Here is a 25,681-nt window from a genome sequence, read left to right on the forward strand (position 1 = left end):
ATGTTTTTGCCTTAGCATGGAGGTTTTTTAAATATGCCTGTGTTTGTTAATTGGAGGTAGTCTAGGTGAAGAATATAGTTGGCGTCGGTCTGCTTATTCTCTTGTTGGTCAGTACATGGCATTTTCTAATAAATGGCGTCGATGGCGGGCTGATTTTTTATTCTAGTCTTATATTGACCCTTTTCTTGGTGATAATTGGATTCAGCATTTTCATGGAAAACCGAGATCCCATTCAGACCATAACATGGCTTGTTATTTTTGGCGCTTTCCCATTCATCGGTTTCATTTTTTACTTTTTGTTTGGCCGTAATTTTCGGAAAGAGAGGATATTTCGCAAGAAGTACTTTTTGGACAAACAGAGTTTCGTGAAAATAGGCGGCGAAGCGGATTATAATGAACGAATTAAGGAAATGGGCGAGAACCCTCAGCAGTTAATCACTCTTGCAAATAGGCTGGGGAATAGCCCTATTTCATTTCAGACTGAAACCCGGGTTTTAAGGAATGGTGATGAAACATTTTCCAATATCATCGAAGAATTAAAAAAAGCCAGGCATCATATTCATTTAGAATATTATATTGTTAGGGATGACCGCATTGGCAGACTGTTAAAAGACATCTTGATACAAAAAGTAAAAGAGGGGGTAGAGGTCCGATTTCTATATGATGCGGTTGGTTCTTGGAAGTTAGCACGTTCTTATGTCGATGAACTGAAGAACGCGGGAGCCGAAATGGTGGCCTTTGGTCCGCTGCATCTCCCTTTATTAAACAATAAATTCAACTTTCGTAACCATCGTAAAATAATTGTGATAGATGGCTCTGTCGGTTTCATCGGCGGTCTCAATATTGGGGATGAATATTTGGGACAAGATCGGAAATTCGGTTCTTGGCGGGATACGCACCTTATCATAAAGGGGGAAGCTGTCAGGACTCTACAGCTCATATTTCTCCAGGATTGGTATTATAGCACCAATAATAGTTTTTTAAGTGATGAATATCTCATGGCCGGACTGCCGAACCATCACGGACATGGCGGAATTCAATTGATTGGCGGCGGGCCTGATAGTGAGTGGACGATCATAAAAAGCATTTTTTTTAAGATGATCACTTCAGCAGAAAAGTCCGTCTGGATAGCTTCCCCGTATTTCGTTCCTGATGACGATATCTTACAAGCATTGAAGGTGGCCGCTTTAAGTGGTTTGGATGTCAGGCTGCTCGTCCCGAAGAACCCCGATAAACGTATCGTATTTCATGCTTCGAGAACTTATTTTCCCGAATTGCTTGCTTCCGGAGCTCGTATATTCCAATATAATGAAGGGTTCATGCATAGTAAAATCATCATCGTGGATGATCAACTGGCATCAATTGGGACAACCAATATGGATATGAGGAGCTTTCACCTGAATTTCGAAGTCAATGCTTTTCTTTACCGGACGGAAAGTACTCAGCAACTGGTGAATGATTTTTTGGAAGATATAAAGGTATCCCAAGAAGTGGAGATTGGTGCGTTTTCCAAACGGAATTTCGGTTTGAAGATTTTGGAGTCCACTTGCCGATTGCTTTCACCCCTTCTTTAGATACTTTCATTTATGCCGATAAGGCATTTTTTTTTCGGATTAAAAGGAATCCTAAGCAAAGCAGGCGAATGTAGTGGATGAGGAGGAGATGTATGCTAACTGCGATAAAGAAAGATGGGACATGGGTTACCCTTCCTGAAAAGATACCGGCAAACGTGATTGATGAATGGAGAAAGTCAGCAGATTATTACTGTCCATGCTGTAAGATGGAAATGACCATCAAGGCGGGAAAAGTCAGGATCCCGCATTTTGCCCATAAAAATAGTTCGTCATGCCGCGCTTCTTCAGAACCGGAATCCGCCTATCATTTATTGGGAAAAAGAAAATTATTTCAGTGGTTCTCATCACATGGTTATCAAGTGGTTTTAGAAGCCTACCTTCCCGAAATTAAGAAAAGGGCTGATATTTTGGTTGTGATAGGAGGTAATCGCTATGCAATAGAATTTCAATGCTCAGTTATCCCCGAGGTTGAATTCATTGAAAGGACAAAAGCCTATCAAAGCATAGGCATCAAGCCAATTTGGATCCTTGCTGCAAAACGCTTAAAAAGGAAAAGTTTGTATGAATTCAGTTTATCCCGCTTCCACTGGCTCTTCGTCACCGGCAGCTTCCATCACCCTTTTCTTTGGATGTATTGCCCGGAAACGGATCATTTATCAGTATTGAAGAACCTCACTCCTTTTACCCCCAGAACCGCCTTTGCCGAATTGACAACAGCTTCATTAAGGTTCCTTCCCCCAAGTCGTGCATTGCCCCAAAACTGCTTTAGATTCCCTTTTCTGCCCGCATGGAGATATAAACGAAATGGCTGGTCCCTCCATCGGGTGAAAACAGCACGGAGATGCGATCCTTTTTTCGAAGGGCTATATTTACATCATATTTCACCTGTGACACTTCCAATTGAAGTGGGTGTTCCGGTCAGAGGGATGCTGTTGATCGAAACTGCCTCGATCGAATGGCAGGCATGGTTATACATGGATGTGTTTCATAAGAAAAGAACAGGGGAAAAGATTTCTATGGCTGATATTATCCATAATTTTAGAAAGCGTTCAAAAAAAGGTGAAATAAGGTTCAGACCGTTGCCATTGCTTCATGAAAAACCCATCGAGTATCCTGTAGGTCAATATATCATGCTTTTGATGAAATTTGGTTATTTATCAAAACTGAAAGAAGGAGTTTTTAAAGTTGAAAGGGAAATTACCCCTCCCTTCACCAGTGATCAAGCTCAAATTTTGGAAAAAGATTTCTATGATAAGCATAAATTGATGATGGAAAAGGGGAATATCCAGTATAATCAGTGATAACATCTCTATTTATCTTGAATTCAGATGAAAGGGCAGGATTATTTTTGTTAATGGAGAAATAGTAATAAGAACTGGGAATTTAGAAAACTTTAAGAAAGAATGAACGCCGAATGAAGTATTGCAGCGTTCGATCCGGTTTAACGATTTAGCCCAATGGCAAGTTTCTATAGAATGGGGAGGAATTTTTTTATGGCACAGGAAACAAAAGCAAATACATTACCTTCAAGAAGTGAAATAGCTCCTGAAGATACTTGGAGACTGGAAGATATCTTCGCAACCGAGGAAGATTGGGAAGCTGCCTTCAAAGCGGTAAAGGAAGACCTCAAGAAGGCGGAAGCACATAAAGGGACGTTGGGAGAAAGCGCAGAAAAATTATTTGCGGCCCTTCAACTCCAAGATGAGGTATTCGAGAAGCTAGGGAAAGTTTATTCTTATTCACATATGCGCAATGATCAAGATACAACCAATCCTTTTTATCAAGGGATGGAGGATAGGGCAAAAGCTTTATACGCCCAGGCAGCAGCTGCGTTTTCATATATGGTTCCTGAACTATTGAGTATTGATGAAAACAAAGTGGAAGGGTTTTTGGAAGAAAAAGAAGATCTGAAATTATACAAACATTCTTTAGAGGAAATCAATCTTCAGAGGCCCCATATCTTATCTGCAGAGCAGGAAGAATTATTGGCGCAAGCATCAGAAGTACTTGATGCATCGGGCAATACTTTCGGTATGCTAAACAATGCCGATTTGAAATTCCCGACCATTAAGGATGAAGAGGGAAATGAAGTGGAAATCACTCACGGAAGGTATATCAGTTTTCTTGAGAGTGAAGATCGCCGTGTACGTGAGGAGGCATTTAAAGGGGTATACAGCAAGTATGGAGAGTTCCGTAATACATTTGCTTCAACCCTGTCAGGTGAGGTGAAAAACCACAACTTCAATGCCACGGTTCGAAAATATGATTCAGCACGCCAAGCGGCATTAAGTAATAATAACATTCCGGAGACCGTATACGATAATCTCGTTAAAACGGTCAATGACAACTTGCCATTACTGCACCGTTATCTTGATTTACGTAAAAAAGTACTGCAATTAGACGAACTTCATATGTATGATCTATTCACCCCTCTTGTTAAAGAAGTGAAGATGGAAGTGACATATGATGAGGCCAAAGATTATGTCCTTAAAGGTCTTGCTCCGCTTGGGGAGGACTATTTGAACGTTTTGAAAGAGGGATTTGAAAACCGTTGGGTCGATGTGCATGAAAACAAAGGGAAACGAAGCGGTGCCTATTCTTCTGGTACATATGGGACGAATCCTTATATCCTAATGAACTGGCAAAATAACGTCAATAACTTATTCACGCTCGTTCATGAGTTTGGGCATTCGGTCCATAGCTACTATACACGTAAATATCAGCCATATCCATACGGGAATTATTCCATATTTGTAGCGGAAGTTGCATCGACCTGTAATGAAAACCTGTTGAACGATTATTTACTGAATTCAATCGAAGATGAAAAGAAACGCATCTATTTATTGAATCATTACCTGGAAGGTTTCCGCGGCACACTGTTCAGGCAAACGATGTTTGCAGAGTTTGAACATACGATTCATTTAAAAGCACAAAATGGGGAAGCGTTGACAGCGGATATGCTTACTAAAGAATATTATGAGCTGAACAAGAAATACTTTGGAGAGAACGTGACCATTGATGACGAAATCGGTTTGGAATGGGCGCGTATTCCACACTTCTACTATAATTACTATGTTTATCAATATGCAACAGGAATCAGTGCAGCAACAGCATTGAGCAAGCAAATCCTTGAAGAAGGAGAGCCCGCCGTCAAAAGGTATCTGGAGTTCTTGAAGTCAGGAAGTTCTGATTATCCGATTGAAGTGCTCAAAAAGGCTGGCGTCGATATGACAAAAGCTGAACCTGTACAAGAAGCCATGAATGTATTCGAAGAAAAACTAAATGAGTTGGAAGAGCTTTTGAATAAATAAGATGTGAAAAGGACCCGAGCACTTCGGGTCCTTTTCAACTTATATGCATGTCCGTCATAATCCTTTAAATCGATTTCTCTGATTTAAGCTATGAAGAATTATGAAGAAAACAAAAAATAGAATAGGGGAGGTAAAATACAGAGGAATGAGGTTCATGATACCGAGCAGCTGGACAAATAGCGACCCTATCAAGAGTATGAGTAGAATAAAGCCTTTCAATTTGGTCACCTCCAACTGGCCGCAGTAAAAGCTCATCTGCGCTTTATTAGATAGTATGTTTTAAAATAAGCAGTATTCTAAAAATATGACAATAATGTGAAGCTGCGCACAAAGTTCTTGCTTTTAAGGTGTATAATCTGCTATAGTACAGATATAGAAGTTATCACATCCCAAACATATACCCCTTTGTTTGTTCGTCGTGAAATTTCTCCTATCCCCTTATTCGCATAAATAGATGAAAAACCCCAGCAAATTTCGTGATTTGCCGGGGTTTTTCATTTGCGGAAAAGTAAAAAGTACAAAATGACGCCGGTTGTAACAAAAGTTGTACGAAAGATTAGGAAATAAAAACAAATGATTTAATACTTTTGTGATTTATTTCACAAGTAAATTCACTCCCTTGCTTATCAGATAACAAAAACACTTAGGGCTTTAAACTTAAATAGGCTCTTATTTAACTATATATATTAAGAAAAAATAATTAAAAAGTGAAAATTATATATTGTGAACAATTTGTGAAAAGTTACACAAACAGTTGAAACATAACTGAGTTATCTGTTATATTATTTATTGTGAAGTGAATCACAAACAAACTTATACCCCTTTGTTTGATCGTGAAAAATTTCTCCCATCCCCTTATTTTCTTATAAAAAAACCATGCAATCTTTTGATTTGCGTGGTTTTAAACAAAAAAGCAGTCAAATTCATGACTGCTTCTTTGTATATCTCCAAAACGTTCCGTATTTAGCAGGAATCTTTTCTGCCAACTGTTTTAAAACAAGCTTTTTCATTTCCAACTCGACGTTACTCTTATTCATATTATAAACAGTTTCAATTTCCTTTGTGGCCACTAGTTTGAAACAGCTTAAAAATTCTTCGAGAGAGGGGGGTTTTGCAGGGGCTGGCAGACCATTGAGCATATCTTCTAAAATTTGAACATATACCTCGTAAGAATAGACACCTGAAACTTTTATTCCCTCTTCTTCAATATTTTGATTGAAAAAGACAAGGGAAGGTATTTCCGTCACTTCCATTTCGCTAGTGATTTTCATGTCACATTGAAAGCCTTTGGCTGCACTGGAAGAATTGATGTCATAAAGGAATTCCTCCACATCCAGTCCAACCCTTTTGGCACATTCGGTCAAGACTTCGATATTGGATATATCCTTTTTTCCTATGAATACATATTCTTGAAGCTGCCTTAAAAAGCGAATGGCCAATTTACGCCCCTGCAATTCCGCTGCTTTTATTGCGATGGAAGCTGTATATGGAGAAGAGATTGGGTTTTCAGACCAAAGGCTCCCGTCGCAGGACATTCCCGAGCGGCTGGCTGTCTTTTCCCAAACCTGAGCAATGTTTTCATAATTTTTATTTTTCCCCATATTAAGAGAATCGATTTTACCGCTTAAAACATGGCGTAAACTGAACAATTGGCCATATTCTATCTGTAATTTCCTAATAATTGGTTCTAAGCCCCAGCATTCGGGACAAAGCGGATCAACAAAAACATAAATTTCAATTGGCTTTTTTCCTATATCATAGCAATGCTGCGTCTTGATCCAATCGGAAATATTGAAAACTGGTTTTTGTGCGCTCAACTGTCTTCTCCTTTCCCGTCAGTTCCGGATGTATTGATCATATGCTGTGCCGTCAAATAGAGGCGATGATAGAAAAACTCCCTAATCTCACCCTCAAGGCCAATTTCGTCCATAGCTTGATACATGCATGAGAGCCATGCTTTCGCACGTTCTGGCGTAATTTCAAAAGGTATATGTCGAGCCCGCAACATAGGATGGCCATGCTCTTCGGTATATAAAGAGGGACCGCCTAAATATTGAGTCATAAATTGTTTTTGCTTACGGACCGTTTCAGTTAAATCGTCAGGGAATATTGGCTGCAGATCCGGGTGCTGACTAACGTTGGAGTAAAACACATCAATTAATTTGTGTAATTGCCCTTCTCCAATTAATTCATATGGTGTAGGGTTCCCTTGCATCATGTTGATTACTCCTTTTAAAGAAAGATGGTTGATATTTATTCATATTTTATCAATGACGTACTGATATAACAAATATATAGCTTAAAGAAAATTTTACATCTGTAGTATGACACAGGGGAATGATCGGAGATTACAGCTCTGGGGGGCTTTTCCATTTGTTCTGGAGAAGCATATATAGACATGAAAAAACTGACCCGTCACAAATAAACCGGGTCAGCTTGCTTTAACTTAAAAATGTGCCATAGACTTTTTGAACATAATTCTGAGTTTCTTTAAAGGGCGGGATGCCGTTATATTTATCGACATTTCCTGGCCCTGCATTATAAGCAGCAAGGGCAACCTGGATGTCTCCGTCATATCGTGCCATCATTTGACTTAAATATTTACTCCCGCCCATGATGTTTTGTTCTGGATCGGTTGCATCATCCACCCCAAGGCTTTTTGCAGTTGCTGGCATTAACTGCATAAGGCCAGCGGCACCCGCATAACTGGTGGCTTCAGGGTTGAAGTTCGATTCTTGTTTAATGACAGACTTAATCAGTTTTTCCGGGAGATTATATAAACTGGCTGCCTGGCTGATGATATGATCAAAGTTTTTGGCGGTTTCGCTGCTGCTCTGTTTGTTAGCATTGGCAGCGGATATCGGGTTGATGTTCATGGAAGTTAGGCCGCTGGGTTGAAGAAAAGATTTCGTTTCAGCTTCAACATTGGATAATAAGGAACCCAATTTCTGCGAAGTGCTTTCAAGAGCATCACCCGAAACCAGTTCCGAGAGCATGTCCTGGAAAACGGATCTAGATGAATTTTTGCTTGTGATGCTGCCATTTGTGAATTGCTGGATTGCCTGCAATTCCATAAACGTTTTGAAATCTTGGATTTTCAAACTCTCCACCTCCGAATGGGTTCAAACAGGATTATTCCTGGAATTTGGCGCGATAAAACCTCTTAACCTTATTTTCGGTTTCCCTTACTGGAATTTGAAGGGTTTCAAGGAGATTCAGGAAGTTTTTTTTCCCTGCTTTTGCATCCGTCACTTCATATTCAAGCTCAAAGTCTTCCTGATTCAAATACGAACTATGATCTAAAACAAGTAAACCCTCTTTGTAAGGAAATTCAAGGCGGTCTGTCTTTAGTGTCCCAAAGCAGGTAAAATCTTTTGGATCAATTCCGCATTCGAGGATTAGATGTTGGATCTCGCCATCAGGGAATGTGTTATGATTCAGAAATGCATATGCGGTTCCTTCAGGAATATCTTGATTCGTTTCCAATAGTCCCTCTGTTGCGGGCTGTTTTAAAGTCAGCTCGTAACGCCCGTTTTTCTCCCGGATCCTAAGCGCGGAATCTAGGCTTTTCAAAGTGAATCCAAGTGTATCGAAGTAATGATTTTTCTGGGTTTTAAAGTTCGATGCCCCAAGATGAAAGTATTCGATCAGTTGACGAAATTCTTTTTCGCTTAAAAGGTTTTTAAATTCAATTTCAATATGCTGGTTCATGTGCTCCATCCTTTCTGGCTGATTCTTAGGTTAATCATATAAGAACCATTCCAGCTGTCAAATTGAATTCAATAATTTTTTGCTATTGTACTTGAATATTTAGGAATCAATTGCAGGATATGATAAAATATAAACGTTGAGCACGAAAAATGGATTATCGTATATATAAGAATTTAATACATACTTTTTGCTAGAAAAAGAAATAGGATCCAGCGGTGAATTGACATAAAGTCATGTGATTGCTGGATTTAGGAGAGCGTTCTGCCCATACCAGAGTTGAACAGGCGCTTTTTAGATAGATATAGGTGGTGTGGCAATGGAGAGTTGGGACGATTTCTTGGCGCCTTATACTCAGGCTGTCGAAGAATTAAAGGTTAAGCTAAAGGGATTAAGGAAACAGTTTGAGAGAGAGAATATTCACTCGCCGATCGAATTTGTAACAGGAAGGGTAAAGCCGATTGTCAGCATTTTGGATAAGGCGAGCCTGAAGGATATTCCCATTGATAAATTGGGAACTGAAATTCAGGATATTGCAGGGCTTCGCATGATGTGCCAGTTCGTGGATGATATCGAACAGGTAGTTGAACTATTACGGGGTCGCAATGACTTCGAGATAGTCGAGGAGAGGAATTATATTTCCCATAAAAAAGCAAGCGGCTATCGTTCTTATCATGTTGTAATCCGCTATCCGGTCCAGACGATCCATGGCGAAAAAAATATCCTTGCCGAAATACAAATCAGGACTCTTGCGATGAATTTTTGGGCGACGATCGAACATTCTTTAAATTATAAATATAAAGGCATTTTCCCGGAAGATATTCAATTGCGACTCAAACGTGCAGCAGAAGCGGCCTTCCTGCTTGATGCAGAGATGTCGCAAATCCGTACGGAAATCCAGGAAGCACAGCGTCTTTTTTCCAGGAAGAAAGATTCCTGAACGCATAAATGGATAAACGGGAAGAAATCTAATTTGTGAGGTGGTATTACATGAAATTTGCGATAACGTCAAAAGGAGATGCGAAATCGAATACTTTAATGCAAAGGATGCGTACGTATCTTCAGGACTTTCATTTGGAATATGACGAAGATCAGCCGGATATTGTCATTTCTGTCGGTGGTGATGGCACTTTATTATATGCTTTTCACCGTTATAAGAATCGATTGGATAAAACTGCCTTTGTCGGTGTACATACAGGACATCTTGGTTTTTATGCAGATTGGACCCCTGATGAAATTGAAAAATTGGTGATAGCTTTAGCGAAAACCCCATTTCAAATAGTGGAATATCCACTGCTCGAAACGATTGTCCGTTATCAGCATGGAGGGCGGGAAGCAAGATTTTTGGCGTTGAATGAATCGACGGTCAAAAGTGTGGAAGGGACGCTCGTCATGGACGTTGAAATACGCGGCCAGCATTTCGAGACGTTCCGTGGAGATGGTTTATGCATTGCGACGCCATCCGGAAGCACGGCATATAATAAGGCGCTTGGCGGGGCCATCGTCCATCCATCAATCGATGCCATCCAGATTACCGAATTGGCATCCATTAATAACCGGGTGTTTAGGACCGTAGGATCTCCGCTTCTGCTGCCGGCACATCATACGTGTATGTTCAGGCCGGTCAATGCGGTCAATTTTCAAATTACGGTCGACCATTTGTCCTTGCTTCAGGAAAATGTAAAGTCGATACAGTGCCGAGTTGCAGATGAAAAGATCCGATTTGCCAGATTCCGCCCTTTTCCTTTCTGGAAAAGGGTGCATGATTCATTTATTGCTAATTAAGGAGATAGATTCACCTCATGTCAAATCAAAACTTTTCTTTGACCTGGTCGGTTTTTGAAGAGGATTCTGGCTCTTTATTGCGAGAGTTTCTCAGCAAATGCGATATTTCAAAACGAGCATTAACGGATATTAAGTTTAAAGGTGGATATATCCAGTTGAACGGCGAGGAAGTAACCGTAAGGGAACGGATTGAAACGGGCGACATCGTCACCGTCATATTTCCGCCGGAGCAGGCAAGCGAAGGTCTTTTGCCGGAACCCATCCCCCTGAATGTCAGATATGAAGATGAGTTTGTATTGGTGGTGGCTAAGCCCCCTTCCATGAATACCATTCCTTCCCGTGAGCATCCCAACGGCAGTTTGGCGAATGGCTTGGCGGGTTATTATAGGAAGACGGGAATACAGGCGACGATCCATATAGTTACACGTCTTGACCGGGATACATCAGGTTTGGTTTTAATTGCCAAGCACCGGCATATCCATCACCTTTTAAGTGAGCAGCAAAAATCAGGACAGGTTAAACGGAGATACCAAGCCGTAGCTGAAGGAATCGTTGAAGGACCTGTAGGAGAGATAGTGGCGCCAATCGGACGAAAGTCGACCAGCATCATTGAACGGGAAGTCAGGGAGGATGGCCGGTATGCCTGTACCCTATTTAAGGTATTGGCACATACAGGGTCCCATACATTCCTTAATTTGGAACTCAGGACAGGGCGTACACATCAAATCAGGGTCCATATGGCGCATATTGGCCACCCGCTGGCTGGTGATGATTTATATGGAGGGAACAGGAGAGGTATCCCTCGCCAAGCCCTTCATTGTTTTGAATTGAAATTTTTACATCCTTTCACGAAGAAGATGATGTTGTTTCAAGAAGAGTTACCAGAAGATATGACCCGTTTGCTCGAAGGAAGTAAAGGATGGGATTCCTGACTTTATATCCGGGCTGCAATAAACAAAACCACTTCATAGACTCAAAAAAACTCACCAAGATGGCGAGTTTTTTTGGTTAATCAAAAGATGTCCTGAATTTTCCTGCTATATATGGCATGGAAGAAGGCACCTCTTGAAGATCCATTTCGGGATAACGGACAGCCGTCAGTTTTCCACCGAAGACGCAGCCTGTATCAATATTATAAGTATGATTGACTCTTCTAGCTTCAGGGACTGGTGTATGTCCATATACGATCCATGTTTCCCCTTTGTATGATTGTGCCCAGTCTTTCCTGACCGGTGACCCATCGGGATGTTTGGAGCCATTGATATCACCATAGAGGACAAAGGTTTTTACCTTATTGCTATATTGGCCAATATAGTCACTGCGAATTCCTGCATGGGCAATGATCAATCGCCCTTCATCAATGAGTTGATAAAGTGGGGAACGTTCATACAGTTCCATGAACTTTTTTCGGATCTTCTTCTGATCCCGAATGTTCAGTGATTCATATTCAGCTACAGTAGTCTCTAAACCGTGTGATATTTGAACTTTATTGCCTGAAAAATAACGATACAATTTATTGCAGTGGTTACCTGGGGCATACCTTGCTATATTTTGGTTAATGACTAATTCATGGACAACCTCTATTACTTGAAGGGAATTTGGGCCGCGATCGGTTAAATCGCCTACAAAGCCGAGAATTCTTCCGGAGGGATGTACAGGAAACCCAGTCTTCCATGTATAGCCCATTTTTTCGGTCAGCTGCCTGAATTCAGCGAAACATCCATGAATGTCCCCTATGATATCGATGTTCATTTGACACATCCTTTGTTTGTTTTGTATATGTTTATGGTATTAGTATAGTATTATTTAAAAAAATAAAATATAAACGAGGAAATGAAAAAATATGTTTTAGGAGGTGTATGGTTATGGAGGAGATGAAGGAACGGGAGCGGGAGAATAGTCAAATGAATAACGAGCTTTTGCTTGAAGCGCTTAAAACGGAAAGTCTAGATCAGTTCCGTACGGAGTTCCTTGAAATGCATCCATATGATCAGGCTCAATTTTATACAAGCTTGTCAGATGAATTCAGATCCGTCGTTTACACATATTTGTCACCGGAAGAAATGGCGGACCTTTTTGAAAATATAGAAATTGATGAAGAGGATTACGAAAGCCTGTTGGCTGAAATGAATCCTTCTTATGCAGCCGATATGCTTTCCCATATGTATGCGGATGATGCGGCTGACGTCCTGAATGAAATCAATGATGAGCAGGCCGTCAGCTATTTGACCATCATGGATGATGAAGCGGCAAGTGAAATTCAGGAGCTTCTGAACTATGAGGAATCTACGGCAGGTAGTATCATGACGACAGAATTCATTGCCATTGAAGCAAATGAAACCGCTCGATCAGCCATGCAGATTTTAAAAAGGGAAGCTCCGGAAGCGGAAACGATTTATTATGTGTTCGTTACCGATCAGGATAAGAAGCTGCTTGGTGTTTTATCGCTCAGGACATTGATCATTGCTGATGAAGATGCTTTAATCGGTGATTTAATGGATGACAGGGTAGTTTCCGTCCCTGTATCTGAGGACCAGGAAGAGGTGGCACGAAAAATAAGGGACTATAACTTCCTTGCCGTGCCGGTCGTCGATTTCCAAAACCATTTATTAGGGATTATAACCGTTGATGATATCATTGACGTCATGGATGAAGAGGCATCCGATGACTATTCTAAATTGGCAGGTATCTCTGATCTTGATCATGTTGATAAGAGTCCATTTTCCGCTGCAAAAAAACGGCTGCCATGGTTGGTCATCCTTTTGTTTTTAGGCTTGCTGACTGCAAGTTTGATCGGCCGATTCGAAGAGACACTAAGCCAAAAAGCGATTCTTGCTGTATTTATTCCATTGATTGGCGGCATGGCTGGAAATACAGGAACACAAGCCTTGGCAGTAGCGGTCAGAGGAATCGCCACAGGTGAATTAGAACAGGAAAGCAAGTGGAAACTGGTCCTTCGAGAGGCTGGAACTGGCCTTATTATTGGCCTGACATGCGGAATTGCCATCATTTTCATTGTATATTTTTGGCAAGATGATTTAATGTTAGGGTTATTGGTTGGTATTTCCATCTTTATAACTCTGATCGTTGCCACACTTGCCGGTTCAATCGTCCCGCTTCTCATGCATAAAATGAAAATCGACCCAGCGGTAGCTTCAGGTCCTTTCATTACAACAATCAACGACCTTATCAGTATTCTTATTTATTTCGGATTAGCAACATTATTAATGGGCTATCTACTATAAGTCAAAGTAGGCCCTCTTTGGAGGGCCATTCCCTCAGGACTTTAGAAAACGGTGTTTTTATCAAAGGAATTTTGATATACTATCATTAGTAGCAGGTACTAATAACTTGTATTAAAAATAGGAGGTCACATACGATGACTTTTTCATTAGAAGGAAAAACGTTTGTCATAATGGGTGTTGCGAATAAAAGAAGTATTGCATGGGGAGTTGCCCGTTCCTTACATAAAGCAGGTGCAAAGCTGATTTTCACTTACGGTAAAGACCGTACGGAAAAAAGCGTTAAGGAACTATCTTCTACATTGGAAGGGGAGCCTTCCACCATTTTACAATGTGATGTAACGAAGGATGAAAGCATTGATGAATGTTTTGCGGCGATTAAGGAAGAAACAGGTATCATTCATGGCGTGGTACACAGTGTCGCATTTGCTAACAAGGAAGAGCTGGACGGTGAGTTCGTCAACACGAGCCGTGAAGGGTTCTTGCTTGCCCATAATATCAGTTCATTCTCTTTGACGGCTGTAGCTAAAGCGGCGAAGGAAATCATGACTGAAGGCGGCAGCATCGTCACAATGACGTATCTTGGCGGTGAACGGGTCATGCCAAATTATAATGTAATGGGAGTGGCTAAGGCCTCGCTGGAAGCCAATGTCCGTTACCTGTCAAGTGATCTTGGCAAAGATAACATCCGAGTGAATGCAATTTCGGCCGGTCCAATCCGTACCTTATCCGCTAAAGGTGTCCGTGACTTCAATACAATTTTAAAGAAAATTGAGGAAGAAGCACCGCTCCGTCGTACAACGACTCCGGAAGAAGTAGGGGATACGGCAGTATTTTTATTAAGTGACATGTCCCGCGGAATTACCGGGGAAAATATCCATGTGGACTCCGGTTATCATATAATTGGATGATAAAAGGGGACTCTTTAAGGTCCCCTTTTTAATTTTTTGAACTGTTATCATCCTGTCCATCAAAGATTGGTGTTAATGTTTGTTTTCCGGTATCTTGAAGAATTACTTCGATTTTAATCGACTTAATCGAATCTTCATCTAAAGGGATCCTTCCTCCTGTTTCGATTTTTCTCCAAGTTTTAATATCCTCTCGATAAAGTGTATTCGATAACCTAAACAGGTCCAGCCCTCTTTTTTGTGTATATTGATATGTGTATTTTATTTCTTTCTTGATAGAGCGTATTAATTCTTCTTCATATTCTTTGTGTGTTATGCCCTTTTTCAACATGTCAACACTTGCTTTAATCTTCATTTTTATATGAAAACGAACTTTTCCGTTTTTTTCTACGATAGGTGTTATCTTAGCCTTCTTTTCGAACACAATAATTGATGTTTCCCTTTCCGTTCCAGAGAAAAGGGTAACGTTATCACGAACAAAATGTTTGTTCACTAATCTTGCACCATTCATCACCTTTTTAGGCAGAATGGTCATTATTTTATTTTCTGAAATAACAGCGATGTTATCCATTAATAAAGCCTTCTTTTTTTCTTTCTGCCCGGTCCATTGCTCCGTAATCTTTAGTTGGGGAATTGAAACGTAATAAGCAGGTTCGTCCAGCTCAATGAGAATCTCTCTTAAATTTATCGGTGGGATAAAAGAGCTTTGATTATAGTTCCCCTTTGGATCGCTTAATTTTGAAAAAGCCAAGGAAATGTTTTCGATAGGGGAAATAAGCATGGCATCTTTAACCGCACCCTTAGTCATAAAAAAGTAAATTCGGTAGCGTGTTTCGCGATAACGGTCCAATAAATCAAGCGTATATTTGAAGTTTCCAGTTTTAATGGCTTCTTCCGATAAAATAACAAAAGAAAGATGTCCCCAATAAATACGTCGATCTGACGTATGATATAAATTAAACAAGGCTTCATCGAGAGTATCTCCAGTAGCACTTCCGACATCTGCAGCGTTTAGGGTACTGGGATCCCCACCTGATTCGGATTTTGCCAGCCCTTGCAGATTAATGATTTGAAGGTGAGCGACGACCTTTCCGTCTTTATAATCGATCCCCAATCCATTTGCATAAACAAGTCGTTCAGGTTCATTTGAATCCCAGCAACCAGAGAGAAAGGAAACACTTAATAGTATTAGAATGAATCTGTACCTCATTTTTTTCCATCATCACCTTTCCTCGTGGGGTCTTTAGAAGAAAAGATAGAAGGGCGTTTTTTATTCAAAGCGGAAGGAACTCTAAAAAGTGTTTTTGCAATATTGGACCAACTTAAGTTAGCAGTTACTTCCATATAGGGAACACCTAATATTCGTATATTACTCACATACGCACAGAGAAATAGCGCTAAAAGGATGAATGAGAAAAGACCTAAAAGAGAGGCGGAAATAATAGCAACCAGCCTAATTAAGCTAATGACCCCAATGATCGATTGATTGACGAGTGTAAAAGTAGCTACAGCTGAGCCTGCAATCACAACAAGCATGGCAGGACTTGTTAAACCGGAACGGATCGCGGCATCCCCAATAATTAAAGCGCCCAATACACTTAATGTTGGACCAATCGATGTAGGTAATCGCATCCCGGCTTCTTTGAATATTTCAAAGACGATGACCATCGTAATGGCTTCAAGTGAGGTGGGAAGTGGCAGACCCCTTCTTGATTCCACTACTGTGGCTAGTAATATCAGCGGGAGCTGGTCTTGATGAAAGGTGGTTAAAGCGACCCAAAAACCTGGTAATAGAGCAGCAATAAAAATGCCGAATAATCGAAGGACCCTTTCAAATGAAGCGTAAATGGACGTGTATTCATTGTCTTCGGATGTTTTTAAGACAATGAAGAGGTTAATGGGTGTAATCATTGTGTAGGCAACACCATCAATTAAAATTAAAACCCTTCCTTTTAACAGGCATTGTACGGCAAAATCCGGTTTTCCCGAATAGTCATGCCTTGGAAAAAGTATTGCAGGTTGCTCTTCAATCAATCCCATAAATTGATTGCCTCCATATATCCCATCCACATCAATTGCTTCAATTTTCCGAGATATTTCTTGAACCATATCAGGATTAGATATGTCCTCCATATATAAAACAGCGACTTTAGCCAAAGTTCTCCTGCCCACCTCGAAGTATTTAACGCTTAAAGAATTTGTACGCATTCTCTTCCTGATTAAAGCCACATTGATGGACAAATCTTCAATAAAATTATCTCTCGGTCCTTTTATCGTTACTTCTGACGATGTTTCCTCTGGATTACGTTGAGGGCGATTTGCTATGTTTACAGATAACAAAAAACCGAATTCTTCTATGTAAAGTAACAATCTTCCGGAGTAGATATCTGCGAACAAATTCTCCTTTGTATTCACTTCAGTAAGTTGTGGAAGATAAAGTGAAGCTTTTATTTCGTTAATTGTTATTTTCCCTCTTGGATATTTTTCGAAAAATAATGTTAGCCTTTCAAATACGAGATTATTTAATAATTCAGTATCGACAAGTCCCTCACATCCAATTACTGTAATTTTTATCGGTGATTCATCACGATATACACTGGTTTGAAAAAAAACATCTCCTGAGTTTTGAAAAATTTCTTTTAAATCGGATTCATTTTTTATCATGAGTTTATCCGGTTTTTCCAGTTTCCTATTCGGACTGGATGGTTGTCGGTTCTTTTTTTTGAACATCGGATGTGGACCTCCTTTTTCTTCGATTACTAAACAAAACAAATAAACTTAAAAGGATGGAAACGGCTAAAAAGAAAAATAAGGTAATCGGTAAAACAAATGTTTTTATAAAGGAATATAGAACAACATCACTGAAGCTAAATGAAGTAGAAATGATAAGGAAAATAGAATAGGTTAGGAGCAATATGATTTTGTTTCGCTTCTTTTTAATGGATAGTACTTCGAGTGATAAAAATAGGAAAAAGGAAACACGAATAAAGGCTCCTGTTAACCATTGATAAATCGACAAGAAATCAAGATGCTCAATGAATCTCCCTAATGTGACTAATCCCCACTGCTCAAAGGCAGGAAACTTTTGCCTTGCGGCTTCGACTGGGCCGAATTCTACAATGGAGCCAATAAGCGGCCCAAGAATAAGCCATGTAAGGATGATGGAATTTATAGCAAAAACCTTGAATTTTAGTTTTCCATGGACTTTTTGCTGCATTAAAAGTATGACAATCAATTCGATAAGGCCAGACAAGGGATAAATAATACCTGCAAAGACAGGGGACCATCCATTTTCAAGGATGGGTTTCAAAAGTGAATAATCTTTAAATTGTATGTTCGTGATTGCAACAAAAAAGCCAAACACAAGGACGGCCATCAATACAAATGTATTTGTAATAGCGATCGTTTGTATGTTTGTTGAGGCAAGGAAAAAGCATAAACCAGTAAATAAGATGATTTCATATATCGAAGGAGTTATGGGCAAATAGGAAATATTTGTCCATACAACCATCTCTTTTAATGAAACCGCAGCCAAAAAAGCGAAAAAGAGACTCATGGTAAAGGATAAAATCCTGCCTGTTACCTTCCCAATATTTTTTTCCACCCAGACAAATATATTTGTCTGGGCTGTGGCTTTATGGATATAGAATAAGAGAAAACACCAAATCAAAATCAGGCCAAGAGCAAGTAGAACAGAAATCCACGCATCCCTTTTGGTCGCCTGTAACAAATGAGGAAGAATCGTTACATGATTTTTCAAGCCGACAGCCGTCATCATGATTAAAGATAGTTGTACGGTTGAAATCTTTCCGCTTTTTTTCATCTTCATATACTCCTTCAATAAATCGATATCTTTAGTTTTCTCCATTAATCCCCAACATATCCAAGATAAGTTGATGTCCTTTTTTTAGGGAGCGGCACATCTTCAGCATAAAGAAGGGCGAATCTCATATAAATGATACATAGAGGATATTCATTATTTGCGAGGATCGGCAAAAACCTGCTTTCAACCCTATTCGTGAAAAAGAAGGAGGGGAATCATGGACGTGAAGAAAGTTGGTATGCCTAGTGCCGTTGGAAAACAAACCATACACAATCCGCTGAAGAGACATATTGATTTGACTGAAAAAAATATCAGCACTTCATATACTGCAGAGGAATTGGTGGAGCTGTTGTCCCGGCTTCCAGCCTTTGCACCTAAACCTGTTTGTAAGTTCATCATCAATGACCGTACACTGTTTGGGAAATTGGAACAAAAAAAAGAGTCCAGTTTGTTCATAAGGCATAAATTCGGGAAAAAAGTTGTCCAATACCATATGGAGCAGCTCCAGTCTGTGGATATCCTGAAATATTAAGGAGGGTTTTCATGTCAGAGAAAAATGGCGATAAGGAATCCAAACCACTTTTATATGTCGATCAAGCAAAAATATCAGATCAGCGTGGGAATATGCAAAGTGATTTTCGAACGAAAAAAGCTACACCTCAAGACAGCGTTGAGCCTGAACCCGAACTACAGGAAACCGAGCAAAATGAAGAAAAAATCGAAAAAGTCAAACGGGAATTCGGTGTTTATGATGCCATGATGGAAATTGAAAAAGAGATTACGGGATTAAGAAAAATCACCGAACAATATGCACCTGAGCAAACTCCGGTTGAACAAATGGAACATCCTGAACAAATAGAACCAGAAAACGAAAAACCAGTTAAGAGAAAAAGGAAAAAGGCGGAGAAGAAAGAATCTTCCCGCGACATCATTTCCCGCCTATCCAATCATCAAGGTTTTCCCAAGCCATTATGTGAGGCTATTGTAAACGGAAAAACGATTCAGTTTCATGTGTTGGGAATGAAGGGGGAATCAGTGAAGATTAAAAGAGGGAAGCATATTCGTTTCGTGGACCTGCCGGATATCATCGATGCCAAAATAATTGAAGTACCTAAGTGAAGGAGCAATATTAAATGTTTCCCCCACAAAATGAATTTACCTTATTTATAATATTAGGATTGGCTTCCTTCAGGCTGACACGTTTGATTGTTTTCGATAAAATCATGGAGCCGCTGCGCCGCCCCTTTTTTAAAGAGATTGAGGAAAAAAATGAAGAAGGGGATGTGGAAATATTTTTAATGCCCAAGGAGAAGGGCCTGCTTGGCTGGATTGGACAATTGCTAAGCTGTTTTTGGTGCGTGGGTGTCTGGGTTAGCCTTTTTCTTGTTTTCCTTTATATCCAACATTGGTTTATTGGCGACGTATTGACATTTATCCTTGCCGTAGCAGCAGTAGGCGCAATCATTGAGGTAATAATCAGCAAATTTATGGACATTTGATTGGAAACAACTTGTCTCTTCGTTCATATAGTATGGTATAGAACTTAAAGGAGGAGTCATAAATTGAATCAGAAACAGAATCCATGGGCTTATGCAAAACCGATTAAAAAAGATCAACCGGTCAAAATCAAGAAAGACTGTGGCTGTAATAATAACTATAAAAATAAAGGCTATTGATTTTTGAAAAAACCTTTCCATTTCGGAAAGGTTTTTTTATTTCCTAATCCTACCATTCATAAAAAAACAATTAAACAAGAAAATAACAATAGAACGAAAAATTAGGATGTGAATCTATGTTCAGACAAGGAAGATATTTTAAGGGCAGCTTGCTGGTTTTTCTGGTTGTTTTGTATGTGCTTACTGGATGCAGCAATCATAATGATGGAAAAACGGAGAATTTAGCAATGATTAAGCGTACGAATCCTGAACCGATGGATATCATTAATGGAATGGATGGGAAGGATGAAAAGGGACTGATCTCAAAGGTCAAGGAAACAGTTGCTAATGAAGACTCCATCTATGACGTAATCGTCGTGAAAAACGAAAAAAAGATTATCGTCGCTTATAAAGTTAAGCATCTGCAACGTTTTCATATGAAGAAGATTGAAAAGACCGTGACTAAAAATCTGGAAGAGAAGTTTCCCGAAAATGATTTTATCGTATCGAGCGATTATAAAATCTTTTTGGAATCTGTAAGATTGAATGAGTTACTCAAAGAAAAAGATGTACCCGAGAAAAAGGCAAGGAAGAAGTTCAAGGAAATTGAAGAACTTCAAAAAGAATTAATTTAGAAGAGAGGTTCAGCTATGAGCGGCAAAGAGAAAACGACCCCACAGCAGAATGCGTATCAAGAGCTCCAAGGGAAGCATGAAATTAAAAGACCAATAGTGAAGAATTGTTTGAAAGCCTTTTTAGTAGGTGGCATTTTCTGCGTGGTCGGACAAGCCATTTCCTACTTCTATATTTACTTTTTCAACTTTACGGAACAGACAGCCGGTGGTCCTACAACTGCCACCATGGTGTTCCTGGCCCTTTTGATGACCGGTTTCGGATTTTATGACCGCATTGGCCAGTTTGCTGGAGCAGGAAGTGCCGTCCCTGTCACCGGATTCGGTAACGCAGTCATTTCGGCAGCAATCGAACATCGGACGGAAGGTTTTGTACTTGGTGTTGGATCCAATATGTTTAAATTGGCCGGATCTGTCATTTTATTTGGAGTATTTTCAGCCTTTGTCGTGGCGTTGATAAAAACAATTTATCAAATGAGTGGGGGCTAAGCGGTGTTAAAGGGAGAACAAACATGGATGTTTACCAATAAACCGGTCATCTTGGAAACAGGGGTAACAGGCGGGCCATTTGAAGCAAATGGAGAAATCGCGGGTGATTTCGATATCCTATACAGCGATTTGTGGATGGAGCAGGAATCATATGAGAAGGCACATCGACATTTGATGGAAAAAGCGGTTGAGCTCGCATTGGAAAAAGGTAAGATCAACAAGGAACAGGTACAATTTTTTTTGGCGGGTGATTTAATCAATCAGATTACACCTACAAGCTTTGCAGCCAGAACTAATGGGATTCCATACTTCGGCTTGTTTGGAGCCTGTTCCACTTCAATGGAAGGGCTTGCTCTAGCTGCCTTCATCACTAATTATGGCGGGGCTAACTATGTGTTGACAGGTGCCTCGAGCCACAATGCAGCTGTAGAAAAACAATTTCGCTATCCAACTGAATATGGAGGGCAAAAACCACCTACAGCTCAATGGACGATAACCGGAGCGGGGGTGGCGCTGGTTGCTCCTGATGGAAGCAAGCAAGGGGAATTTCCCCACATTGTCTCGGCCACTATCGGGAAGGTCATTGACATGGGATTGAAAGATCCTTTCAATATGGGGGGAGCAATGGCCCCGGCAGCCGTCGATACGATACTTGCCCATTTCAAAGATACTGGTTTGACCCCGGATGATTATGATTTCATCATTACTGGTGATTTAGGTCAAATTGGGTGGAAGACAGCGATTGACTTATTAAAGCAAAAGGGCTGTGACATCAATCAGGAAAAATTCAAGGATTGCGGATTGATGATTTTTAAAAAGGATCAGCCTGTTTTGGCTGGCGGGAGCGGTGCGGGATGTTCGGCAGTGGTTTTATACGGTCATATATTAAATGAGATGATTTCTGGCAAATATAAAAAAATCCTGCTTGTCGCAACAGGAGCATTATTGTCACCACTTTCCGTCCAGCAAAAAGATTCGATTCCGTGCATTGCCCATGCGGTGGCCATTGAATATGGGATGAATTCATGAAAAAGGAGAGATTTGGATGTTAGCAATGTTTTTTTGGGCCTTTGTCATCGGTGGCTTGATCTGTGTCGTCGGCCAGCTTCTTTTCGATGTTGCTAAGCTGACACCGGCACATACGTTAAGCTTGTTCGTTGTAATAGGAGCTGTTCTTGGCGGATTTGATTTATATGCGCCTCTAATTGACTTTGCCGGTGCTGGAGCAACCGTACCGATCGTTTCGTTTGGGAACTCGCTGGTGAACGGGGCGATGATGGAATCAGAAAAACATGGGATCGTTGGCGTACTGACAGGTATGTTTGAAATTACGAGTTCCGGTATCTCTGCTGCAATCGTCTTTGGATTCATCGGAGCTTTGGTTTTTAGGCCAAAAGGATGAATAAGCGGAAATAGGCAGCCTGGACTAGGACATGGCCTATACATATTTGTCCAGACCTACATATGTTATCAGTAAGCTTTAGCGAGAGCGAGGTGATATGTATGTTTGGTTTTGGTGGCTACGGTTGTTGTGGCGGCGGCGGTTATGGCTACGGCGGCGGTTATGGCTACGGTGGCGGTTCCACTTTTGCGATAATCGTTGTATTGTTTATTCTATTAATCATTGTAGGGGCTTCTTTCTGCTGCTAAGGTAAAAGGAATAGGCAGAAGAAGCCTATTCTTTTTTTGTTTGGGCCTAGCACCATTTTTCTGATAATGCCATAGGATAGGTACAGAAAAGGGAGGGGCTTAGGTATGGATAATAACTTTTTTAAGAACATAGAAGGTAAAACGGGCGTAAATATGAAAGATGTATTAGAATTGGCAAACTCGCTGCAAGGAGCCAATTTCAAAGATGAAACAACTGTTAGAAATGTCATTAAGCGTGTTTCAAAAATAGCGAACAAACCGGTCAATAAGGAAATGGAAGATAAAATCGTCCATTCCATCGTAGCTGAAGGGAATAAACTGGATTTCGGTACTATTTCTAATATGATAAATAAAAAGTGAAAAAAGGCCTGCTATCATGCAGGCCTTCAGTTTTTTTTAAAAAAGTTGCAGTTGCTTCCAGAAATTTGCCGACTGCCTGCCAAACCTCCTCGCCATAAGCATCTAGCAGTGTTCCGACAAGTTCGTTTTTCGGCAGGAGTGTCGCAAATTTCTTATTTTAGTAAGGGTTTCATAAAACAGTAAAAATCTAAGTATAAGACCATCTTGTTTTATCCTTCCATTTCCCAAGATGGAGAGCATCAGCTTTTGGTCAAAGCTTCAAAAAACGTGATGGATGGGCGGTCCGTCCGCGTCTAGTTTGCAGGATGGAAAGGTAAAGGTCCTTTTTAGCCCTGGTTGCCGCTACATAGAGCAATCGTCTTTCCTCTTCAAGAGGGGATAGTTCCCCTTTACGGTAAGATTCAAGTGCGAAATCATGAGGAATGCTGCCATCGACAGCAGCAAGAACATAAACCGTGTTATATTCAAGCCCTTTGGAACGGTGTATGGTGGTAAGCTGTATGGCATCCTTAAAATGTTTCGATAGCTGTTTAATCTCTTGCACCATCGCAGTCATATGATCGACATGTTCAAGGAAAGCGGCGACGGTGGGAAAACGATTTGCTGCCACCTTTAAGTCACGGATGTCATCGGATCCTTTTTCCAGGTTCGCATCATTCCCGCGTTTTTTTACATATTCCTGGTATCCTAAATCTTTCTCGATGATTTCTAAAGCTACGAGTGGCGACATAATTTTTAAAGAGCGGATCTGTCCTGGAATCGTTTTTAATTTTCGTTCTTGAAAAGCATGTCCTGTCTTAACAAAAGCAAATGCATCGATAAAATCACAATCCTGCAATATTGTCATTGCTTTTAACTCCTGTAATATACTTTGCTTTAAGAATAAGGAGGAAAGGACATCTGATGCTGCCTTGCTGTCATGAGGAAACAAACTCAAGCGCATAAAGGCAAGCATGCCGCGGATGACCTTGCGCTGATAAAACGAATCCGCATCCTTTTCAATGACGAATGGCAGGTTGGAAGCGGCTAGCCGTTCAAAAATGGCCCTGGACATCGTATGTGTCCTGTACAATACTGCAAAGTCCCCAGGGTTTGCTCCCTTGGATATTTTTTCTTGGATATCGGATACGATCATCGTTGCTTCCAATTCCTCATCATAAGGATAAAATAAAACAGGAGGGTTTCCTGAATCATGTTGTGCCCTCATCTTTTTTTCCATCCGGTTCTGGTTGCGCTTGATCAATCGGTTCGCTGTAGCGACAATTTCATGGGAGGAGCGGTAATTCTCCGTCAGCTTCACAACTTGGGATTGAGGGAAATCATGATTGAAATTCAAAATATACTTCGGATCGCTTCCTCGGAATGAATAGATGGATTGATCATCATCTCCAACTGCACATACATTTTTTGATTCAGCAGAGAGGAGTTTTATCAATTCATATTGAACTTTATTGATATCCTGAAATTCATCTACCAAAAAGTAGTTAAACCTTTGCTGATATTTCTTTAAAAAATCCGGGTGATTTTTTAAAAATACATAACAGCCTACAAGCATATCATCAAAATCATACTTCCCTGTTTGCTGTTTATATTCTTCATATTTCTTATATAAAAATAAACACGATTTCTCCCAATCGTCCTTAGGGTGAATATCTTCTGGAAAGGCCAAAGAGTTTTTCCAAAGTCCGATTTGCTGAAGGGCTTGATCATATGCAAATTCCTTATCATCAAGTTCCAATTCCCTTCCAGCCTGTTTCAATACCTTTTCTTTTTCCCATTCCCACTTCAATAAAAAATCGCGCTGCCATTTGGCTGGTTCATGGAAAATGAGGATTTTATAAAAGATGCTATGAAAGGTCCCGCTAACGATTTGTGAAACAAGGGAAGGCGTCATATAGGGATAGCCGAGCAGACGCTGCTGCATTTCCTTTGCGGATTTTGCCGTAAAAGTTACAAGCATGATACTTTTTGGATCAATTTTTTTCACTGTAAGCATATAGGCAGTGCGTACCGTCAATACGCGGGTTTTCCCGCTGCCTGCTCCTGAAAGGACGAGAATTGGACCATCGATCGTCATTACCGCCTTGAGTTGCTCTGCATCGAGTACAACCCCTGATGATGATAATTCTTGAAAGTATGGTTCCTCTGATTGTGAAAGACCAAATGGTTTATCTGAATATTTCGGATTGCCGGTTATGGGACGGCTTTTAAGGAAAGGTTCTGTAATGGTTTTCGTTTCCGTAATGGTTCGAGATGTTGGAATCCTAAATCCATTCTGTTCCATATATTCTAATGGCTTGTCCTCGTTCATCGGTTCTGAAATGGGTATTTCACAGGGTCCCTGCGACGGGTCACTATGATAAAAATAAGGTGTCTCATGGATTCCAATAAATAATTTCACTGGTTTATGACAAATGATACAAGAAAGCTGATCACGTTTTCCTTTTTCAAAAAGTGTCTGCAGCTCACCAGCTGAAACGGTATGTAAATGTACGATTTCATTGCCAGATTTTGCTTGATTCATATAAATGGATACCTCTAATC

Annotated in this window: 26 protein-coding genes; 17 read left to right on the forward strand and 9 right to left on the reverse strand. The window is 40.3% G+C overall.

The window, feature by feature from the left end; all coding sequences use genetic code 11:
* The first annotated feature begins 65 nt into the window (after positions 1-65).
* From cls to pepF, 3 genes are all read left to right on the forward strand, one after another.
* Complete coding sequence (gene cls / locus N0M92_RS00340; protein ID WP_311202495.1) at positions 66-1,574, forward strand: cardiolipin synthase; 1,509 nt, start codon at positions 66-68, stop codon at positions 1,572-1,574.
* A gap of 92 nt (positions 1,575-1,666) precedes the next feature.
* Positions 1,667-2,875 (forward strand): competence protein CoiA, encoded by a 1,209-nt coding sequence (locus N0M92_RS00345; RefSeq protein WP_260284004.1) that lies wholly within the window; start codon positions 1,667-1,669, stop codon positions 2,873-2,875.
* A 192-nt stretch (positions 2,876-3,067) separates the two neighbouring features.
* The gene (gene pepF / locus N0M92_RS00350) at positions 3,068-4,885 is read left to right on the forward strand and encodes an oligoendopeptidase F (RefSeq protein WP_192203716.1); all 1,818 of its coding nucleotides are present in this window, start codon (positions 3,068-3,070) and stop codon (positions 4,883-4,885) included.
* Positions 4,886-5,808: 923 nt separating this feature from the next.
* Here the strand turns inward: pepF and N0M92_RS00355 are convergent.
* From N0M92_RS00355 to N0M92_RS00370, 4 genes are all read right to left on the reverse strand, one after another.
* Positions 5,809-6,702: a ClpXP adapter SpxH family protein gene (locus N0M92_RS00355; RefSeq protein ID WP_397443787.1), complete on the reverse strand. Its 894-nt coding sequence runs from the start codon at positions 6,700-6,702 to the stop codon at positions 5,809-5,811.
* Entirely contained in the window at positions 6,699-7,103 is a 405-nt protein-coding gene (locus N0M92_RS00360) for a globin domain-containing protein (protein ID WP_260284005.1), read from the reverse strand. Before N0M92_RS00360 ends, N0M92_RS00355 begins: the two co-directional genes overlap by 4 nt.
* A 223-nt stretch (positions 7,104-7,326) precedes the next feature.
* Entirely contained in the window at positions 7,327-7,995 is a 669-nt protein-coding gene (locus N0M92_RS00365) for a lytic transglycosylase domain-containing protein (protein WP_449581447.1), read from the reverse strand.
* A 22-nt stretch (positions 7,996-8,017) separates the two neighbouring features.
* The gene (locus N0M92_RS00370; RefSeq protein ID WP_260284008.1) at positions 8,018-8,596 is read right to left on the reverse strand and encodes a CYTH domain-containing protein; all 579 of its coding nucleotides are present in this window, start codon (positions 8,594-8,596) and stop codon (positions 8,018-8,020) included.
* 316 nt (positions 8,597-8,912) lie between these two features.
* Between N0M92_RS00370 and N0M92_RS00375 the strand changes: the two genes are divergently transcribed.
* Genes N0M92_RS00375 through N0M92_RS00385 form a run of 3 tightly spaced genes read left to right on the forward strand, consistent with a single transcriptional unit; the run spans position 8,913 to position 11,310 of the window.
* Positions 8,913-9,533, forward strand: coding sequence for a GTP pyrophosphokinase (locus tag N0M92_RS00375; RefSeq protein ID WP_034314484.1), 621 nt, complete (start codon positions 8,913-8,915; stop codon positions 9,531-9,533).
* Between the two features lie 50 nt (positions 9,534-9,583).
* Positions 9,584-10,378 (forward strand): NAD kinase, encoded by a 795-nt coding sequence (locus N0M92_RS00380; protein WP_053534153.1) that lies wholly within the window; start codon positions 9,584-9,586, stop codon positions 10,376-10,378.
* A gap of 17 nt (positions 10,379-10,395) precedes the next feature.
* A complete protein-coding gene (locus tag N0M92_RS00385; protein WP_260284009.1) occupies positions 10,396-11,310 on the forward strand; it encodes an RluA family pseudouridine synthase in 915 nt (304 codons plus the stop codon).
* Between the two features lie 76 nt (positions 11,311-11,386).
* Here the strand turns inward: N0M92_RS00385 and prpE are convergent, their stop codons facing one another.
* Positions 11,387-12,130 (reverse strand): bis(5'-nucleosyl)-tetraphosphatase PrpE, encoded by a 744-nt coding sequence (gene prpE / locus N0M92_RS00390; protein ID WP_260284010.1) that lies wholly within the window; start codon positions 12,128-12,130, stop codon positions 11,387-11,389.
* Positions 12,131-12,243: 113 nt separating this feature from the next.
* On the opposite strand from prpE, the gene mgtE reads away from it, so the two are divergent.
* Positions 12,244-13,623, forward strand: a complete 1,380-nt coding sequence (gene mgtE, locus N0M92_RS00395; RefSeq protein WP_260284011.1) for a magnesium transporter — start codon at positions 12,244-12,246, stop codon at positions 13,621-13,623.
* Between the two features lie 134 nt (positions 13,624-13,757).
* Positions 13,758-14,531: an enoyl-ACP reductase FabI gene (gene fabI, locus N0M92_RS00400; RefSeq protein ID WP_260284012.1), complete on the forward strand. Its 774-nt coding sequence runs from the start codon at positions 13,758-13,760 to the stop codon at positions 14,529-14,531.
* Between the two features lie 28 nt (positions 14,532-14,559).
* On the opposite strand, the gene N0M92_RS00405 is transcribed toward fabI, so the two are convergent.
* The 3 genes from N0M92_RS00405 to N0M92_RS00415 are packed head-to-tail and all read right to left on the reverse strand — an operon-like array spanning position 14,560 to position 18,396.
* Positions 14,560-15,738: a Ger(x)C family spore germination protein gene (locus tag N0M92_RS00405; protein ID WP_260284013.1), complete on the reverse strand. Its 1,179-nt coding sequence runs from the start codon at positions 15,736-15,738 to the stop codon at positions 14,560-14,562.
* Positions 15,735-17,258: a spore germination protein gene (locus tag N0M92_RS00410; protein WP_260284014.1), complete on the reverse strand. Its 1,524-nt coding sequence runs from the start codon at positions 17,256-17,258 to the stop codon at positions 15,735-15,737. Before N0M92_RS00410 ends, N0M92_RS00405 begins: the two co-directional genes overlap by 4 nt.
* On the reverse strand, positions 17,218-18,396 hold the full coding sequence (locus N0M92_RS00415) for a GerAB/ArcD/ProY family transporter (protein WP_260284015.1): 1,179 nt from the start codon (positions 18,394-18,396) through the stop codon (positions 17,218-17,220). Before N0M92_RS00415 ends, N0M92_RS00410 begins: the two co-directional genes overlap by 41 nt.
* Positions 18,397-18,568: 172 nt before the next feature.
* On the opposite strand from N0M92_RS00415, the gene N0M92_RS00420 reads away from it, so the two are divergent.
* From N0M92_RS00420 to N0M92_RS00460, 9 genes are all read left to right on the forward strand, one after another.
* Entirely contained in the window at positions 18,569-18,883 is a 315-nt protein-coding gene (locus N0M92_RS00420) for a hypothetical protein (protein ID WP_260284016.1), read from the forward strand.
* Between the two features lie 11 nt (positions 18,884-18,894).
* On the forward strand, positions 18,895-19,470 hold the full coding sequence (locus N0M92_RS00425) for a hypothetical protein (RefSeq protein WP_260284017.1): 576 nt from the start codon (positions 18,895-18,897) through the stop codon (positions 19,468-19,470).
* A gap of 14 nt (positions 19,471-19,484) precedes the next feature.
* The gene (locus tag N0M92_RS00430; protein ID WP_260284018.1) at positions 19,485-19,850 is read left to right on the forward strand and encodes a DUF1360 domain-containing protein; all 366 of its coding nucleotides are present in this window, start codon (positions 19,485-19,487) and stop codon (positions 19,848-19,850) included.
* 293 nt (positions 19,851-20,143) lie between these two features.
* Positions 20,144-20,641, forward strand: a complete 498-nt coding sequence (locus N0M92_RS00435; RefSeq protein WP_260284019.1) for a YhcN/YlaJ family sporulation lipoprotein — start codon at positions 20,144-20,146, stop codon at positions 20,639-20,641.
* A 15-nt stretch (positions 20,642-20,656) separates the two neighbouring features.
* Positions 20,657-21,127: a stage V sporulation protein AC gene (spoVAC, locus tag N0M92_RS00440; RefSeq protein ID WP_260284020.1), complete on the forward strand. Its 471-nt coding sequence runs from the start codon at positions 20,657-20,659 to the stop codon at positions 21,125-21,127.
* A gap of 3 nt (positions 21,128-21,130) precedes the next feature.
* Entirely contained in the window at positions 21,131-22,156 is a 1,026-nt protein-coding gene (gene spoVAD / locus N0M92_RS00445) for a stage V sporulation protein AD (RefSeq protein WP_260284021.1), read from the forward strand.
* Between the two features lie 16 nt (positions 22,157-22,172).
* The gene (gene spoVAE / locus N0M92_RS00450; RefSeq protein WP_260284022.1) at positions 22,173-22,529 is read left to right on the forward strand and encodes a stage V sporulation protein AE; all 357 of its coding nucleotides are present in this window, start codon (positions 22,173-22,175) and stop codon (positions 22,527-22,529) included.
* A gap of 101 nt (positions 22,530-22,630) precedes the next feature.
* Positions 22,631-22,777, forward strand: coding sequence for a YjcZ family sporulation protein (locus N0M92_RS00455; protein ID WP_260284326.1), 147 nt, complete (start codon positions 22,631-22,633; stop codon positions 22,775-22,777).
* A gap of 105 nt (positions 22,778-22,882) precedes the next feature.
* A complete protein-coding gene (locus N0M92_RS00460; protein ID WP_260284023.1) occupies positions 22,883-23,137 on the forward strand; it encodes a stage VI sporulation protein F in 255 nt (84 codons plus the stop codon).
* A 250-nt stretch (positions 23,138-23,387) separates the two neighbouring features.
* Here the strand turns inward: N0M92_RS00460 and N0M92_RS00465 are convergent, their stop codons facing one another.
* On the reverse strand, positions 23,388-25,661 hold the full coding sequence (locus N0M92_RS00465) for an ATP-dependent helicase (RefSeq protein WP_260284024.1): 2,274 nt from the start codon (positions 25,659-25,661) through the stop codon (positions 23,388-23,390).
* Positions 25,662-25,681 lie beyond the last annotated feature (20 nt).

The organism is Peribacillus aracenensis (assembly GCF_025175645.1).
Classification (GTDB): Bacteria; Bacillota; Bacilli; order Bacillales; family DSM-1321; genus Peribacillus; species Peribacillus aracenensis.

Excerpts from the sequence above, each read along its gene's own strand:
- pepF (WP_192203716.1), top strand. The coding sequence starts at position 3,068 with ATGGCACAGGAAACAAAAGCAAATACATTACCTTCAAGAAGTGAAATA.
- N0M92_RS00380 (WP_053534153.1), top strand. The coding sequence starts at position 9,584 with ATGAAATTTGCGATAACGTCAAAAGGAGATGCGAAATCGAATACTTTA.
- fabI (WP_260284012.1), top strand. The coding sequence starts at position 13,758 with ATGACTTTTTCATTAGAAGGAAAAACGTTTGTCATAATGGGTGTTGCG.
- N0M92_RS00465 (WP_260284024.1), bottom strand. The coding sequence starts at position 25,661 with ATGAATCAAGCAAAATCTGGCAATGAAATCGTACATTTACATACCGTT.
- N0M92_RS00455 (WP_260284326.1), top strand. The coding sequence starts at position 22,631 with ATGTTTGGTTTTGGTGGCTACGGTTGTTGTGGCGGCGGCGGTTATGGC.
- N0M92_RS00460 (WP_260284023.1), top strand. The coding sequence starts at position 22,883 with ATGGATAATAACTTTTTTAAGAACATAGAAGGTAAAACGGGCGTAAAT.
- N0M92_RS00385 (WP_260284009.1), top strand. The coding sequence starts at position 10,396 with ATGTCAAATCAAAACTTTTCTTTGACCTGGTCGGTTTTTGAAGAGGAT.
- N0M92_RS00370 (WP_260284008.1), bottom strand. The coding sequence starts at position 8,596 with ATGAACCAGCATATTGAAATTGAATTTAAAAACCTTTTAAGCGAAAAA.
- N0M92_RS00430 (WP_260284018.1), top strand. The coding sequence starts at position 19,485 with ATGTTTCCCCCACAAAATGAATTTACCTTATTTATAATATTAGGATTG.
- N0M92_RS00410 (WP_260284014.1), bottom strand. The coding sequence starts at position 17,258 with ATGTTCAAAAAAAAGAACCGACAACCATCCAGTCCGAATAGGAAACTG.
- N0M92_RS00435 (WP_260284019.1), top strand. The coding sequence starts at position 20,144 with ATGTTCAGACAAGGAAGATATTTTAAGGGCAGCTTGCTGGTTTTTCTG.
- N0M92_RS00405 (WP_260284013.1), bottom strand. The coding sequence starts at position 15,738 with ATGAGGTACAGATTCATTCTAATACTATTAAGTGTTTCCTTTCTCTCT.
- N0M92_RS00415 (WP_260284015.1), bottom strand. The coding sequence starts at position 18,396 with ATGGAGAAAACTAAAGATATCGATTTATTGAAGGAGTATATGAAGATG.
- spoVAE (WP_260284022.1), top strand. The coding sequence starts at position 22,173 with ATGTTAGCAATGTTTTTTTGGGCCTTTGTCATCGGTGGCTTGATCTGT.
- mgtE (WP_260284011.1), top strand. The coding sequence starts at position 12,244 with ATGGAGGAGATGAAGGAACGGGAGCGGGAGAATAGTCAAATGAATAAC.
- N0M92_RS00345 (WP_260284004.1), top strand. The coding sequence starts at position 1,667 with ATGCTAACTGCGATAAAGAAAGATGGGACATGGGTTACCCTTCCTGAA.
- N0M92_RS00425 (WP_260284017.1), top strand. The coding sequence starts at position 18,895 with ATGTCAGAGAAAAATGGCGATAAGGAATCCAAACCACTTTTATATGTC.
- N0M92_RS00420 (WP_260284016.1), top strand. The coding sequence starts at position 18,569 with ATGGACGTGAAGAAAGTTGGTATGCCTAGTGCCGTTGGAAAACAAACC.
- N0M92_RS00360 (WP_260284005.1), bottom strand. The coding sequence starts at position 7,103 with ATGATGCAAGGGAACCCTACACCATATGAATTAATTGGAGAAGGGCAA.
- prpE (WP_260284010.1), bottom strand. The coding sequence starts at position 12,130 with ATGAACATCGATATCATAGGGGACATTCATGGATGTTTCGCTGAATTC.
- N0M92_RS00375 (WP_034314484.1), top strand. The coding sequence starts at position 8,913 with ATGGAGAGTTGGGACGATTTCTTGGCGCCTTATACTCAGGCTGTCGAA.
- spoVAC (WP_260284020.1), top strand. The coding sequence starts at position 20,657 with ATGAGCGGCAAAGAGAAAACGACCCCACAGCAGAATGCGTATCAAGAG.